This is a genomic window from Leptospira fainei serovar Hurstbridge str. BUT 6, from assembly GCF_000306235.2.
GTDB classification, from domain to species: Bacteria; Spirochaetota; Leptospiria; order Leptospirales; family Leptospiraceae; genus Leptospira_B; species Leptospira_B fainei.
In genome coordinates this window covers 1,769,335-1,784,968 of the sequence record NZ_AKWZ02000010.1, presented here as the reverse complement: position 1 = coordinate 1,784,968, position 15,634 = coordinate 1,769,335, and the positions used below count along the sequence as shown (strand labels likewise).

Here is a 15,634-nt window from a genome sequence, read left to right as displayed (position 1 = left end):
TCAGAGTTTGCCTTGCCGGGAAATCCCGGATCTATAAAAATTTTCTCAGTCGAGGGGAGCTAGTTCGGAAAGGCTTAAATCCGAAATCGTATGCGGATACCCTTCTCGATCATTATATAAAACGGAAACTTTGTCACCGTCGATTTCCAGGATTTCCACTTGGGCTCCGGTTAATACGATCACTCCCTTTAATAGGAAACTTCTCTTGGTCAACTTTACCTTATCTCCCGGCTTCATCCTTCTCCATATACACGCCTTTTCCTTCCTTTTTCATGGAAGAAAAAATGTGAATCTGCGCTTGGTCGACTCGAGTACCGATATCGTATACCGCGTCGGTAAAATCCGCTCCATCGATTTTGGCACCGGCAAGCTTGGCCCATCTCAAATCGGCCCCTCGAAAATTTGCACCTTTGAGATTCGCGGAGTTGAGGAAGGCTCCTCTCAGACGAGCGCCTTCGAAATTCGCGCCTTCGAAATTACAGTTGGTTAAAAATGCGTTATTTAAGTTAGCTCCGGAAAAATCCACTCCGTGGAAATCTTCCTTTTCCAAAATGATCGAAGATAGGTCTTCCTCTTTTAGAGTTCCGTTTTGCTTCAATAGATCTTTTGCTTTGGAAGCCGTGATCCTTCTTTCTTTCGGAACACCGGAACCGTTTTCAAAATCTTGGACGGCTTGTCGGAGTGCCGCTACTGCGGATTCGGGATAATTTTTACGTCGTTCCGGGAATTCGAAAAGCTTCTCTACGTCTTCCGGTGTGATCGATTTAAGTTCGTCGATTGATTTGCCTTTGGCAATTTCGGTCGCCATAGCCAAGGCTACGATACCGAAACCGCATCCGGTCGTAGTGTAACTTGCGTCCGAAACGACTCGATTTTCGTCGATTTTAAGATAGATTCTGTAGCCGTCTCCACAACCTACGTTTCGGTAATTGGAGACGACTGTTGCATCTTCCATTTCCCTATAGTTCAGTCTTTGGTCGTTGATTTCCTTGTATTTGTCAAAATCCATCGCCTTCATGAAACTACCTCCGGCAATAGCTTAGACTCGAAAAACGCCAAATCCGACATAGAAATCGGAAGCTTACTTCATCTTATATTTTTTCTTGAATTTGTCTACGCGACCAGCCGTATCCAGAACTTTGGATTTACCGGTAAAGTAAGGATGGCATGCAGAGCAAATCTCCACATGAATATCTCCCACCGTAGTACGAGTCTCGTAAACCGCTCCGCATGCGCAACGGATCTTAGCTTCTGCGTATTTTGGATGAATACCAGTTTTCATAATTTTTTCCAATCCTCCTACTACTTAGGCGTTCATGCTGGCCAAAAAGGCTTCATTTGTTTTTGATTGCCGCATTTTTTCTAGCAATAATTCCATGCTTTCCGTGATACTCATGGGAGAAAGTACTTTTCGGAGAACAAAGACCTTCTGAAGGATCTCCTTCGGCAAAAGCAGCTCCTCTTTCCGGGTTCCCGATTTGTTTATGTCAATTGCCGGAAAGATCCGTTTGTCCGAAAGTTTCCGGTCCAGATGGATTTCCATATTGCCGGTTCCTTTGAATTCTTCAAAAATCACTTCGTCCATTTTGGATCCGGTATCGACGAGCGCGGTCGCGATAATGGTGAGCGAACCGCCTTCTTCTATATTTCTGGCAGCGCCGAAGAATCGTTTCGGTTTATGAAGAGCATTAGAGTCCACGCCTCCCGAAAGAATTTTCCCGGAAGTCGGAATCACCTGGTTATAGGCTCGAGCCAATCGAGTGATCGAATCCAAAAGAATGACCACGTCTCTTCCATGTTCGACAAGACGCTTAGCCTTTTCGATTACCATCTCGGCGACCTGAACGTGACGCGTTGCAGGTTCGTCGAAGGTGGAACTCACCACTTCTCCCCGAACATTTCGGGCCATGTCGGTCACTTCTTCAGGACGTTCATCGATCAAAAGAACGATTAAGGTGACTTCCGGATGATTACGAGTGATCGCATTCGCAACGTTTTGCATCAAGATCGTTTTACCGGTCCTAGGAGGAGCGACAATCAAGGCCCTCTGACCTTTTCCGATCGGGCACATCAAATCGACGATGCGAGTATCTAATTGGGAAGGATCGTGCTCCATTCTCAATCTTTCGTTCGGATATAAAGGAGTTAGGTTATCAAAAAGCGCTCTTTTGCTAGCGATATCGGGAGTGTAACCGTTAACGGTTTCCACGCGGAGCATCGCAAAGAATCTTTCCGACTCCTTAGGAGGACGAATCTGACCTTCTACCGTATCGCCGGTTCGAAGGCCGAATAATTTGATTTGGGACGGAGACACATAAATATCGTCCGGACCCGGAACATAGTTATAATCCGGCGAACGAAGAAAGCCGTAACCGTCGGGAAGTCGCTCCATGACTCCGGCAGCATGAACTTGTCCGTCTCGCTCGGCCTGAGCTTGGAGAATGGCAAAAATCAGATTCTGCTTTTTGAGTCCCCCGGTATTTTCAACACCGAGATCCTTTGCGACTTCGATCAATTCGGAAATAGAGGTTTTCTTTAAAGCGACCAGATCAATCGGAGCGGGGCTAGGTCCGTCATATGCACCTCTCCGACGCTTTCTAGAACGGATCTCGGCAGTTTCGGGATCATCTTCCGGGAAACTTGGTTCGTCTTCGTGATAATCGTTTTGATTGTCTGTATTGAGTTTGGGCTTAGAGTCTCTTCTTGGGTTAGCCATCAGGATACCATTAGATTTTATAAAAGGTGTACGCTAATACGCCTTTCAGTGTTTATTTTTTATGATTAAGAGCGGGTTATTGAGGATCCGGAAAGATCGGTTTCTTAAGTCGCCCCGAAAACCCATTTATTCTCTGTGCGGGGATCGGCTCTGAGAAGGGAACGGAGGTCGGCTCTTACTTTGGACTATTTCGCGAATATATGCGGTGTCAATGAAATTATTTTCCCTTGGCCTTTTTTTTGGAAGATGTTTTCTTTTTTGGAACGGATTGCTTCTTCTTCGCTGCGATTTTGGGTTTCGTTTCTAAAGGAAGGGATTTGGGAGAAGTCTGGGGCTTCCTAGAAGGAACCGATTTGCCTGTTTTCTTTCTCGGAATCGGTTGATCCTTGTTCAATTTAAATCGAGCCCCCAAATCCAAAAACTTGATTCTGTTTTGTAAGGTCGTTCTTGGCACCCCAAGGTCTAAGGCCGCATGAGAAACGTTTTCTTGATTTCGCTTTAACGTATGGTATATGTAGCTTCCCTCTACTTCCTTTAACATCGTCTCTAGCGGAAGTTTTTGACCGAATGCTTCTGTCACCGACGGAAATTCCATGCCATCTTCGTCTTGGGAGTTAAGCTTGGCTCGAATAGGCGAGAAATGATACAGGTAACCCAAGGGTTTTCCTTTTTGCCGTAATACGGATACTCTTACCAAAGAGTCCAAATCTTGCACAAATGTTTGAACGGAAATCTTTCCCTCATCCAGACGTAGTTCGTGCGTCTTAAGATAGTTTCCCAGAAGATCCTTGGACATTTCCTTTAAGAGTTTCTCCGCGTAAAGAATGCTGTCTCGAAACCATTTCCGAGTAAGAATGTCTTTTTCAAAAGTCTCATTATAGAAAACCGCGTGTCCGTCCAAATCCGTCGCAAGCAAACCGTCCGGGAAATTTTGCAGGATTACTTCCATAAACCACTGGCTTTGCTTTGTCCGATCTTCTGCTTGTAATTCAGGGCTTTGCTGAGCGGGCTTTTCCGCTCCCTTTGCCACCCAAGAAGAACGACTCAGCTCGGCCATCAGACGAGGCTTATCCCAATCCTCCTTTCTTTCTCCGAATGAATTTAAAACGGGAATCGTTCTCTGTTTTTGAAAGTACCCGAGAAGGCTTTCCGGTATTTCGCGGATCAGGTATTCTTCCGGAATTCTGGTAAATTCGCGATCCGCTACGCTCAGGTCGGCTAGCTCCATGAGAATCGTTTCCTTAGGAAGAAGGCCTAGCAAACCGTCGCTTTCCTCCCAAACGGGAAGAAAGTTCGTCGGAGTGTATAAAAAATGTTTATAGAGACCTTCGATTCTCATTAGTAAGCGTAGCATCGGGAAAAAGAATTTCCCTGAAATGACTTCTATTCCCGATTTACCGGGAAAATTCTTCCCTTTTTTTTCTCGAAGAAAGGAGTTTTTTGTCGGTCAAAAAAAATTTTAGCGAAGTTAAGGAATACTACTTAACGATTAATCTTGCCAAGAGATCGCTCTCCGGCATTTTGAAATTCCTCCGGAACCGATAACTTGGAGGTTTTTAGACAGGAAAGCGAGTATTTTAAAGAACGTTTATACAGTACGAGTGCAAACAGGTAATTTCCGTCCCGATGAAACTTGTTTCCGGAAATCCATTCTTCTCTCGCCATACGAAAGTAATTATTGGCAAGCGCACTTTCTTTGGTAGTAAGAGGATGCCGATCCGGCGAGTCGATTTTAAGCAACTGCGTTTCTCTGACTGCATGTTGCAAAAGTTTGGAGGAGAAATTTTCCGCAAATTCCGACCATCGTTTTAATACTTCGGGTAGTTTTCTTTCGAGAGTCGCTAAAGCTTCCGATCGTTCCTGAGCGGTTCCGCCCCGAGTCATCGATTCAAGATCGGCCGAGTACGATTCTACGCGTTCTAAATCTTTTTCCAACTCGACCGAATGGAAAGATCGATTCATTTCCCTTAGTACTCGAACTTTGGAATCCGCGCTTTTTTTCCGCTCTCTAAACGTCAGCGATTGGGAAGAGTCCACCTGTTCCCATGCAAAAAGTCCAAGAGCAAATCCGCCAAAAATCACTATCCATTTCCATGATTTTCTTTTTCCTCGAAGGGCCAGAATTTCGGCTGGAGTCGGTAAATCCATCGGAGCGGACTATTTTCCCGTCGCCGCGGGTGTTGCTCCGTTACCGGACGGGACCGGAGGAAGCGCTTCCTTCCTATTCATATCATCCGAACGAATTTCTTCGTTGCTTTTTTCCAAGAAGGAGACTCGTCCGTTGGTTATAAAACTATAATTATCGTCGTGGGTTTCCAGCAAATCGATCGGATTGCTCTTCCCTTCTCCCGGAGGAACGATCTTTTGGCTGATTAACTCGTTATCGATATAATCGATTAATGTATTTCTAATTCGATCGTAATCGGATATATTTTCTTTTTCTGCAGCGTTTCTCATTTCATCTAGATTCACGAATTGATACTCGGCTTTATCGTCGTTCGGAGTCTTTGCGGAGATCATGGCCAAAATAGCGAAACGTTTTGCCCTGCGGGCAACTCTAATCCCGTCTCCGTGTAAAACGAGCTTCACTCTATATTGTTGCGGTGAAGAATTATAAGCAGTAGTGAAACTATCTTCGGAGGATTTTAAATCCCTAAAACCCAGCTTCAGTAAATGTTGCGCGATCTTATCATTAGAACGAATAATTAAAGGAGAGGCGGCCTCCAAGAGGATTCTAGCCGTACGAACGTAATTTTCATGTACGACTTGAAAAAGGTCCTTCATTTCGCCTTGGGCGGATTTAAGATTCTTATACGAAAGACTGTAGTTTCCTTGAAAGTACCACATATTGCCGTTGAAGTCCGCTTGATTCGCTTTTCGAAAAGAACGATAGTTATCAAACGTATTCAATTTTTTATAAAGTTCTTCTTCTCCGGCAGGAGCTGAACCGGCGGGTGTCTGGCCGCCTTGCGCGTTTTCCGCGGCGGTTGGTGCGTTGGGTTGCGGCTTGGCATTCTTTTCTTCAGTGAGCTGAGGAGTAAGGTTACTCGCGCAAATATTGATAAATTTCAAATTCAGCTTATTTTCGTCGATCAAGATAGCCAAATTGGTCTGATCCGGGGATACTCCCAGGATCCGATCCGACAATCCGCTAACGACTAAAGCCGTGAAGAGTATGACTAAGATTCTAAAACGATTCAGACCCATGGCGTTCTACCCTTCTACTATCGGTCAGAATGAAAAAATTTACTATTTTTTTTGGAATTCTCCAAAATGTATCTCGAGTCTTCCGGGTTTTCCCGGGGCACCCCGGCCTAAGGTAGCCCGCCAAATCGTAGGAAAAATTCCCCACCCTTCCTGGGTGGGGGCCGGAGCGAAGCGGCGGTACCCGCCCCTATTTCACATAATAGCGAGTATGGCAACTCTTTTAGACTTGCATCGACTTGTGGGAGCTCACACAGAGCCGGCCCATAAATTTTCGATTGCTAATAAGGTGAGCGCTCAGAGAGCCGAAATTCTCCGAATAGCCTCGACGACGTCCTCTTTCTTTCCGAATGCGGAAAGTCTGAAATAACCTTCTCCGGCAGGACCGAATCCGGAACCAGGCGTTCCAACGACTTGAGCCTTATCCAGTAATCGATCAAAGAAATCCCAAGAACTTAAACGATCAGGAGTTTTTAACCAGATATAAGGGGCGTTTATTCCGCCAAACACGTCATAACCGGCCTTTTGCAATCCTTCCCGAATCGACTTTGCGTTTGCCATATAATAGGCGATATTTTCGCGAATTTCTTTTTTTCCCTGGTCCGAGTAAATTGCCTCGGCGGCTTTTTGGGTCACGTAAGAAACGCCGTTGAACTTAGTCGTATGGCGGCGACTCCAAAGTGTGGCGATAGATATTTCTTGGCCGTCTTTTGTCTTACCTTTTAGCTCTTTCGGAATGACGATATATGCACAACGTAGACCGGTAAACCCTGCAGTCTTGGAAAAAGATCGGAACTCGATCGCGACTTCTTTGGCTCCTTCTATCTCGTAAATCGAACGGGGAATGGCCGGTTCTGAAATAAAGGCTTCGTACGCCGAATCGTAAAGAATGATACTCTGATTTTTTTTTGCGAAGTCGACCCATCCTTTTAAAGATTCCTTCGATGCGACGGTACCGGTAGGATTGTTCGGGAAACAAAGATAAATTAAATCGGGACGCTCTTTCGGAAATTCCGGTTGGAATCCATTCTCTTTCGTCGCAGGCATATAAATCAAATTTGCATAACGCCCATCCGGCCCCGCTTCCCCGGTACGGCCTGCCATCACGTTCGTATCCACGTAAACAGGGTACACAGGATCTCCTATCGCAATCTTCGCGTCCGAGGAAAAAATTTCTTGAATGTTTCCGCAATCGCATTTCGAGCCGTCCGAAACGAAAATTTCGCTTTCATCCAAGGTGACGCCTAACGGAGCATAATCGTGCTCGGCGATCGCTTTTAAGAGAAACGAATATCCTTGCTCCGGTCCGTACCCGTGAAACCCTTGCGAGGTTCCCATTTCTTGCGAGGATTTTACCAAGGCATCCACTACCGAGGGCGCTAACGGCAAAGTAACGTCTCCGATTCCTAAACGGATAATTTTTGCGTTAGGATTTTTCTCGGAATATGCCTTAACTCTGCGTCCGATCTCCGGAAACAGATATCCGGCTTTTAATTTCAAATAGTTCTCGTTGATATTCGCCATATTCTTTATTCGTTTTCCTCGTCATTATCGTCGATCGGCCTTCGTCCGGAAAAGCCCTCGTCATACCCGTGCTCGAAGAGAAGATCCTCTTCTCCCAGATGCCAGCAATAATATCCCTTTCCATTATCGAAATCGACCAGCCAAAGTCCTTTTACTTCGATCCCGAGTTCGCGAATTTTCTCGGCCCATTCGATTAACAGTTCTTCTAGTCGGCTCTCTTTCGCCTCCAGCTCGTTTTCCCTTAACATCTCTTCTTTGAGTTCTCGATGTAATTCATTAACGGAAGAATAAAATTCTTCCGTAATCGACCTAACGTAAGGTAGAATTTTACGGGCTTCTTCGTATGTCCAGATTTTCCGTTCCATTAAGAATTAAGCTGCGTTTGAGGGACTTTCATTCCGATCCGATTCGAATCAATTTCTCGGAGTAAAGTTCCGATCAGAACTTTACTCCGAGAGAAAGACAAAGCAGAGTCATTCTGCTCACGACTCCGTATTTTGCCTGGCGAAAATACGCGGCATTCGGCAGGTCGTCCACGTCCGTCGAAAGTTCGTTCACTCTAGGCAAGGGATGCAATATCGTCGTATCCTTCTTCGAGGCAAGAATGAGCTCCTTATTCACTTTAAAGGATTCCTTTAATCTCTCGAATTCCTTGTGATCGGGAAAGCGTTCCTCTTGGATTCGAGTGACGTAAGCGACGTCGCATTCCCAAACTTTTTTGATGTCCTCGCTTTCTTCGAAAGAAATCGGAAAACCTGAAAGCCCTTTTTTATAAGAATCCGGAAGCGCAAGTTCCGGCGGAGAGATAAGATATAAATGCACTTTATAATGGCGCAATAGATTGATAAGACTATGGATCGTGCGGCCGTATTTTAAATCCCCGATAAACGCGAGCACTAGCCCGTCCAATTTCCCTTTTTCGGAAATGATGGTATACAAATCCAGTAATGCCTGGGTCGGATGCTGTCCAGCTCCGTCGCCCGCATTAATCACAGGAATACTGACCGCGCCGGCGGCGATTCTCGAAGAACCTTCAACCGGATGTCGAATCACAGCGATATCCGCATATGCCTCGATCATTTTCATAGTATCGTATAGGGTTTCACCTTTCGATATGGAGGAGAATTGAAAGCCCACTGTGGATATGACTCTTCCCCCCAATCGCTCCATGGCGGCTTCGAATGATAATCGAGTCCGAGTGGAGGCCTCGAAGAAGAGCGAGGCTAAAAGTTTTCCTTCCAGAATACCGAAGGCTTTGCCGGCTTCCATTAAACGTTCCATTTCCCGAGTTTGCCTTACGAGGAAATCAAGGTCTTCTTTGGAGAATTGTTCCGTATCTAGAATATTCTTATGATCGTACGACATTCCGATGGACAGGATCGGACGAGGGGAATGGTACGCAAGAGATTTAGGTACGAAAAAAGATTCATTCCGCGGCAATTCGATTTAATAAACGAACATTTTTGGGCGACTCCTGCTTTCGCAGGACCGGGCAGCTACGGGTTCGCGGAGTCCCGCTCATCCGTCCGCTGAAATGCATTAGGACGAGCGCTTACTCTAGAACCCCGCGTCCGGACTTTGCCCTCCGCATCCCTGTCGCGAAAATTCAAGATCGATCGGTAAATCCGATTCGAAATTCTACTCTCCCCGTACATCCGAATTCCTAATGATGGATCTTCTTTTTTTTCGAAGCAAACCGATGAAAAACGGAAAGAGTGACAGGCACATAGAGTAAACTTCCTAACGTACCAAACCCAAGTCCCCAACCTAGAGCCAAAGTCATCGGAACTAGGACCGGATCGGTTCCACCCAAACCGTAGGCGGTTGGAAGAATTCCGGCAACCGTAGTAAGCGTAGTTAAAAGAATCGGGCGAAATCTCCTCCGGCTCGCTTCCAATAAAATTTCGTCCATAGAATCCTTAGATCCCTTTTGAATCGAATCGATACAGTCCACGAGTACGATGGAGGCGTTTACGAGAACACCTGCGAGTCCGATAATCCCGATCATGGCAAGGAAGCTGATCGACTTACCGGAAAGAGGAAACCCGAGTACGATTCCCATGATTCCTAACGGAATCGTACTCAGAATCAGGAAAGGTTTCCAAAAATTCTGCATCGTCAAAGCTAAAATCGCAAAAATTCCGAATAATGCCAGAAGGCCTGCTTTACCTAGAGATTCCATGGATCTTTGGGTATCCTTCTCTTCTCCTCCGAATGCGAGCGAGATTCCGGGATATTGACGCTCGACCAAAGGTTTAAAGACTTCTATAATTTTCGAATTCGCTTCGTGAGCCGTAATTTGATCGATTTTAATTTCGGCGTTCACCGTAATCGCCCTTTCAAATTCCCTATGAGATAGGAGTTCGGGAGAATCCACTAATTCCATTTTTGAGATCTTGGACAAATGGGTGATATTCCCGGCTTTATTCCGCAACGGAATATGCTTAATCTCATCCGGATTTTTTCTAAAATCCTTATCGTACATGACTCGAAGATAAATTTTAGTTCGCCCCTTTCTTACGGTTCCGGCTCGTTCTCCGTCGTACGCCGTTCGAAGCATGTTAGCCGCCGAGAAAGTGGAGACTCCGGTAAAACTCTCCAAATCTTCATCCAATCGAACCTGCATCTGTTTGCGGCCGTAACGATAATCGTCTCGAACGGAATGGACTCCCGGAATCGTCTTCAGAAATGTCTGCAATTCCGCGGAAACTTTCGTCAATTCTTTATAATCTTTTCCTAATATTGAAACGGTAATAGGAGCGCCGATCGGGGGAGCGGCTCCGAACTCCTCCATATAAACGTCCACTAAACTCGGAGTCTTACGAAAATCCGCTTCCAGGGAGGCAAGGATTTCTCCGGCTTTTCTTTTTCTCTCCGATTCTGGAGTCAGATAAACCAAAATCACTCCCAGATTCTCGCCGTATCTCGAAAGAGGATCCTCGGGATCGGTTTGTTGCACGCCGATTTTAATGGAATAGCTCACAAGCTCATCCGGCGGAATTCTTTTGATGATCGTTTCCATATATTTCATTTTTTCCCGAGTCTGATAAATTCGAAACGAGCTAGGAAACTCCGCTTTAACGGTAAAAATTTCGATGTCTTCTTTCGGGAAAAGAATGAACTTCATCTGACTTAGGGCCACGAAGGAAGCTACGATCAAAATCAAAATAATGACGAAGGAGGAGTATTTATGGCGCAGCGTAAAGGCTACGAAATCCGAAAAGCGTTCCTCCATTCTATGAAAAAAAGCGTCCAAAGTTTTTCTAAAACGGGTAGTCCGCTTTAATTGATCGGGAGTTTTTGCAAATACGCTGATCCGCGCGGGCAAAAATAAAAACGATTCGATAAGACTGGCAGTCAACGCGACGATCACGACGAGAGGAATTTGCCAAACGAACTTCCCCATGACACCGGACATGAAAAGCATCGGAAGGAATGCGGCGACCGTGGTAAGATACGATCCGAAAATGGGAACCAGCATCTCTAAAGTTCCTTTAACCGATGCGGTAAAGGAATCCATATTCTTTCCTAAATACGTGTAAATATTCTCCGAGATCACGATCGAGTTATCCACGAGCATTCCGAGTGCAATGATCAATCCCATCATGGAAATCATATTGAAGGATACGTCGAAGAAAGGAAGCACAGCAAAGGTCATCAACATGGAAATAGGAAGCGATAAAGAAGTAATCGTAGCCGTCCTGAAATCCAGAAAAAGAAACAAGATTCCGAAAACGATGCAAAATCCGATCAAGGCGTTATTGGAGACGATATCCAGACGCTTACTAGTCCGCTTTGCTTCGTCGCTTAACATCACCGTCTTAATTTCAGGCGGAGCCGTTTTTTCCAGTTCGGCCAAACGTTTTCGAACGTGATCGGCTACGTCTATCGCGTCGGCCCTCTCCTTTTTGACCACGGAAAGAATCAAACCTTGCTTTCCGTTCGCAATCGCAAGAAATCTTGGATATTCGAAAGTATCTTCCACTCGCGCAAGACTTCCCAATTGGACTTTGGAGAAAAAATCGTTGGTTCGAATTGGAATTTTATAAATATCCGAAGGGTCTCTAAATTCACCGTCGATCCTAAGGTCGAAGGCCGTCTCGGAATCCACGGATCCGGCCGGTAAATTCACGTTCCGATTTCGGATGGCGGTCGTAATATCGGAAAGATCCAATTGATAATGTTTCAATCGATTCGCGTTTACCAATATCTGCCATTCGCGATCCCGCTTTCCGAAGACATCCACGCGAGCCACTCCGGAAATTTTTTCGAGTTCTCTTTCCAAGAACTCGGCCGTCGTATGCAGCTCGATTTCGTCCTTCCCTCCGAAAACGGAAAATTCCAAGACGGGATACGAACTGGACTTTCTTTCTATGATTTTCGGTTTTTCGGTAACTTGGGGAGGAAATTCGGAAATCGCATTATCTACAGCGCGACGAATCTCGTCCAAAATTTTTTCCGGATCCTTTTCTTCCAGACTCACTCGAACATCTATATCCGAGGCGGAGTTTCTGGAAAAGGAACGAATTTCGTCAATCCCGTCTATTTCCTTGATTTTCTCTTCGATAGGATATGTGACTCGAAGCTCCACGTCGGCGGGAGAGGCTCCCGGAAATTTCGTCGTTATCACAAGTTGTTTCATATCCACGTTAGGAAACGTATCTCGGCGCAAACCTAATAACGATACGATTCCCGCTAGGAATACGAAGCTTGTTCCTAAATAAAAGAATAAGCGGTTCTTAATAAACGATTCTATGATTGTTCTCATTGATTCCTAAATCCAGGGGTCGGTTTAACAAACCTGGCAAAAATCATCGTGAGGTCAAGGGAGAGAAAAAAATCATTCATCACAAATCCAATAGATTCAACCGGCCATGAATCATGATTCCGATTTCTTTTTTGCCATCGGTTCTGTTTGTTGGAAGATAGTTAAGAATTAGTTGTACGACAGTCGGCCATTTCGTTCTAGACCAATGCCTAATCGAATGTCTTATTCGATTTCGGATAGTTCCTTGATTTTATTTTTCCGATTCGAATCGGAAATCTTTTCTTATCTTAAGCCCAATTGAAGAAATGAAAACGAAGAAATTTTTGAAAGAATGGAATCCTTCTTTTACAAAATCATATTTCTTAGAGCATTCCCTAATTTCGAATCCAAAGGAATCGAGAGCACGACGATCGTATTTAGATGTTCTCACTAAAAGATACTTAGGTATTCCTAGATCGATCGTTTAAAACCGAGCTTACTATTTAGAGGAATATAAACCGGTGTTCATTCGGTTGCGCTGGTCCAAAATGCTTGTTTAACGCTATCCTGCTTTGCCAGTTCTTCCACAAGACTGTCCAACTCCAATCCTTCGACCGAAGTGGAAACCAGAACCGCTTGGATCTGCACTAAGTCGTTCCCGAAAGGGCTGATAATGAGATCCCGAACCGGATAGTTAGCATTTTCCAAGGATTCTTCCAAGAATTGTAAAGCTTCCTTATGTTTATCCCGTATTGCAATTACGGTCACGGTCATCGTAGCTTCTACGAATCGAGTATCCAAAGGTTGTCGATTGATACGATTTGCGATCGGCCTTAGTAACGTATTGGTCGCAATTACGAAAGCGGAACCTAGAAATGCTTCCAATAGCAAATCCGCTCCCGCGCAAGCTCCGACGGCGGCGGAAGTCCAAAGAGTCGCTGCAGTATTCAAACCGCGCACGTTACCTTCGCCTCGCATGATTACTCCCGCTCCCAGAAAACCGATGCCCGAAACAACATAAGCCATGACATGAACGGCCGCGTCATGCCCGTGCAATCGATTTGCAGCGTCGACAAAAATTGCGGATCCTACCGACACGAGGACGTTCGTCCGCAGACCGGCCGTCCTTTGACGATACTGTCTTTCCAGCCCGATCAATCCGCCAAGAATAAAAGCTGCGCTTAAGCTTATGATCGTATCCAATAAAGAGATAATATTAATTTTATGAAATGCTTCCATGTTATTCTACTCTTTTCTCGGCTCGTCCATCAAGCCGCCCCATTGACTCCAGGCTTGTTGCCAAAAACCTCGATCCCAAACTTCTCCGCACGCTTCCATCTGCACGGGCAATCGATTCCACGGAACTCCCGGGAACCTGTGATGAATTCGATGATAATTAAAATGAAGAAAATATCCGCTCAATCGGAAAGGTAGATACAGATTGTACGCCGAGTTCTTATCGTCGATTTCTTTCCCGTAATGATAAGCGTTATCGAAAAAAGAAACGACGAATGCTCTAAGTAATAACGCGATACCAAGAATCCAACCTTGCTTCCCGAAAAGCCAAACGGAGGGCGCATATATCGCCGCCGTAAAAAATAAATCCTTCCTGATTTCGGCCAGAATTTCCGGCTTATAGACCCGATTGAAAAATGCTTTTTCGATCGGAAGCTTCGAGAGTTTCGTAGAAATCGGTTTTGTTAAAATGGTCGGTAAGGCTAAAAATAAACCCACTCCAACTTCGAAACAGTACGTGGCAAGAGTAATCCTAAAATAATAGCGAAGACTCTGTAGCCAACGAGGATGTATAGATGTCGGCTCAAAGAATTCGATCCTATCTCCGGGCTCCCGATTGTATTTATGATGCATCAAATGACCGGCTTTTAATACGGCAAACTGTGTTCCGAATAGAACCGAGAGACATCTTCCCCAAAATTGGTTCTGCGAGCGAGCGTTGGAAAAATTTCCATGAATACTTTCATGGATTAAATTCCAAAGTATGTAAGACAGCGGTCCAGTCGATATCGCAACAGACAAACCGACCCAAAACGCACCGGGAAATCGAGCCAATATGATCGGCAATGCATAATGAAAGCTTCCAAAAAATAGCAGGAATAGCCAAGCGAGCTTGATATTCAGCCCGGTAGGAAGATCTCTCGCAGGAATCGCCGAAGAAAAAGACATCTTGATTTCCTATTCTAATTTTCCAGTTTGGGATGCAATCGTTTCGACGGGAAAAAATTGCCTCCCGTTTTAAACACGATCGGTCCAAGTTAACGATATGATAAGAGCTATACAAGCTGTGATTTTTTCTCTTTTTCTTATTGGAAGTGCCGGGTGCTTTCCCTTAGATCCGGATCGCGTTTCTTCCCCTAGTTATAAAGACGGTCGATACCGAAACATTGCTCCAGACGAAGAACTCGTCGGGAAATCCTTCTTTTCCGTATTAAAATGGAAGCTGTTCGGTCCGCATGATCCGCCCGCAGTTAAGGGATTGAATGGCGAATTACCTTTGATATTAGAAAGATCCGCCGGGGACATGATCGCGGCCGAAGGACGGATCCGAGCCGTATGGTTAGGCCATTCCACGATATGGATTTCTATAACTCAAAAAGGAAAAACGATCAATATCTTGACCGATCCGATCTTCGAATCCCCGACTCCTGTTCTGGTCGATCGCTGGGTTCCTTTGCCGATTTCGAAAGAATCTCTTCCTCCTGTGGATTTCGCAATCGTCAGTCATGCCCATCGGGACCATTTGGATCGGGACAGCCTCCGGTTTTTACGCTCTAAAAATCCTAATTTAAAGATCCTACTTCCCTCCGGAATGAAGGCCTTTTCCGAAGATGAAAAGCTCGGCCTCGCGCAGGTCCAGGAAATCGGACAAGTAACACATCATGAATTCGTAAAGATAATGTTTCTTCCGGCATACCATTGGAGCCGCATGGGAGTCAACGATACGAACCAGTATTTTTGGGGAAGCTATGCCATAGAGGCAGGCGGTAAATTAATCTACTTTGCGGGAGATACGGGATATTCCATTCACTTTAAGGAAATTGCAAAGCTTTTAGGAAAACCAATCGATTTGGCATTTCTTCCCATCGGCGCATATAAACCCAGATGGTTTATGAAGCACGCACATATCGGTCCGGACGAGGCACTCACCGCTTCTCTAGACTTGGGCGCCAAATCGTTCGCACCCATTCATTGGGGAACCTTTCCTCTCGGAGACGATCTTCCGCAGGAGCCTGTATTGGATTTAAAAGGAAAACTTAATTTTCCCGAAATTCCTGACATAAAAGGATTAAATCCTTTATACACCGGTATATCTTGGGGAAATAAAAACGGAGTAAGAGTAGTTCCCTGGACAATCGGTAGCGGCATCGATTTAGAATAAACATCGGGAAAAAACATGGCGCCGTATTTCATTTTGTGAATTCTGG

The 15,634-nt window shown here is 45.2% G+C and carries 14 protein-coding genes; 1 reads left to right on the top strand and 13 read right to left on the bottom strand.

All coding sequences use genetic code 11. The features are described from left to right. Positions 1 to 45 precede the first annotated feature (45 nt). The 13 genes from LEP1GSC058_RS17420 to LEP1GSC058_RS17355 all read right to left on the bottom strand — a co-directional run bounded on the left by LEP1GSC058_RS17420 (position 46) and on the right by LEP1GSC058_RS17355 (position 14,375). A complete protein-coding gene (locus tag LEP1GSC058_RS17420) occupies positions 46 to 237 on the bottom strand; it encodes a hypothetical protein (protein WP_016549797.1) in 192 nt (63 codons plus the stop codon). Continuing rightward, complete coding sequence (locus tag LEP1GSC058_RS17415; RefSeq protein WP_016550260.1) at positions 221 to 1,018, bottom strand: pentapeptide repeat-containing protein; 798 nt, start codon at positions 1,016 to 1,018, stop codon at positions 221 to 223. The genes LEP1GSC058_RS17420 and LEP1GSC058_RS17415 overlap by 17 nt, the downstream gene beginning before the upstream one ends. A gap of 63 nt (positions 1,019 to 1,081) precedes the next feature. Beyond that, positions 1,082 to 1,282, bottom strand: coding sequence for a 50S ribosomal protein L31 (gene rpmE, locus LEP1GSC058_RS17410; protein WP_010417788.1), 201 nt, complete (start codon positions 1,280 to 1,282; stop codon positions 1,082 to 1,084). 24 nt (positions 1,283 to 1,306) lie between these two features. Next, the gene (rho, locus tag LEP1GSC058_RS17405) at positions 1,307 to 2,716 is read right to left on the bottom strand and encodes a transcription termination factor Rho (protein WP_016549862.1); all 1,410 of its coding nucleotides are present in this window, start codon (positions 2,714 to 2,716) and stop codon (positions 1,307 to 1,309) included. A 217-nt stretch (positions 2,717 to 2,933) separates the two neighbouring features. Further along, positions 2,934 to 4,055: a helix-turn-helix domain-containing protein gene (locus LEP1GSC058_RS17400; protein ID WP_016549566.1), complete on the bottom strand. Its 1,122-nt coding sequence runs from the start codon at positions 4,053 to 4,055 to the stop codon at positions 2,934 to 2,936. 143 nt (positions 4,056 to 4,198) lie between these two features. Then, entirely contained in the window at positions 4,199 to 4,864 is a 666-nt protein-coding gene (locus LEP1GSC058_RS17395) for a hypothetical protein (RefSeq protein WP_016550763.1), read from the bottom strand. A 9-nt stretch (positions 4,865 to 4,873) separates the two neighbouring features. Beyond that, a complete protein-coding gene (locus tag LEP1GSC058_RS17390; protein WP_016549772.1) occupies positions 4,874 to 5,923 on the bottom strand; it encodes an adhesin OmpL37 family surface protein in 1,050 nt (349 codons plus the stop codon). Between the two features lie 294 nt (positions 5,924 to 6,217). Next, positions 6,218 to 7,444, bottom strand: a complete 1,227-nt coding sequence (locus tag LEP1GSC058_RS17385; RefSeq protein WP_016550952.1) for an LL-diaminopimelate aminotransferase — start codon at positions 7,442 to 7,444, stop codon at positions 6,218 to 6,220. 5 nt (positions 7,445 to 7,449) lie between these two features. After that, positions 7,450 to 7,809: a DUF2203 domain-containing protein gene (locus LEP1GSC058_RS17380; protein WP_016550164.1), complete on the bottom strand. Its 360-nt coding sequence runs from the start codon at positions 7,807 to 7,809 to the stop codon at positions 7,450 to 7,452. Between the two features lie 73 nt (positions 7,810 to 7,882). Continuing rightward, positions 7,883 to 8,809 carry an aspartate carbamoyltransferase gene (pyrB, locus tag LEP1GSC058_RS17375; RefSeq protein ID WP_039948764.1) on the bottom strand — a complete coding sequence of 309 codons (927 nt, stop codon included), beginning with the start codon at positions 8,807 to 8,809 and terminating at the stop codon, positions 7,883 to 7,885. A 298-nt stretch (positions 8,810 to 9,107) separates the two neighbouring features. Next, positions 9,108 to 12,212, bottom strand: a complete 3,105-nt coding sequence (locus LEP1GSC058_RS17370) for an efflux RND transporter permease subunit (RefSeq protein WP_016549853.1) — start codon at positions 12,210 to 12,212, stop codon at positions 9,108 to 9,110. A 504-nt stretch (positions 12,213 to 12,716) separates the two neighbouring features. Beyond that, a complete protein-coding gene (locus tag LEP1GSC058_RS17360) occupies positions 12,717 to 13,430 on the bottom strand; it encodes an MgtC/SapB family protein (RefSeq protein ID WP_016549411.1) in 714 nt (237 codons plus the stop codon). A gap of 6 nt (positions 13,431 to 13,436) precedes the next feature. Next, positions 13,437 to 14,375, bottom strand: a complete 939-nt coding sequence (locus tag LEP1GSC058_RS17355; RefSeq protein ID WP_039948501.1) for a fatty acid desaturase family protein — start codon at positions 14,373 to 14,375, stop codon at positions 13,437 to 13,439. Between the two features lie 97 nt (positions 14,376 to 14,472). Between LEP1GSC058_RS17355 and LEP1GSC058_RS17350 the strand changes: the two genes are divergently transcribed. Beyond that, positions 14,473 to 15,588: an MBL fold metallo-hydrolase gene (locus LEP1GSC058_RS17350; protein WP_016550872.1), complete on the top strand. Its 1,116-nt coding sequence runs from the start codon at positions 14,473 to 14,475 to the stop codon at positions 15,586 to 15,588. The last annotated feature ends 46 nt before the right edge of the window (positions 15,589 to 15,634 follow it).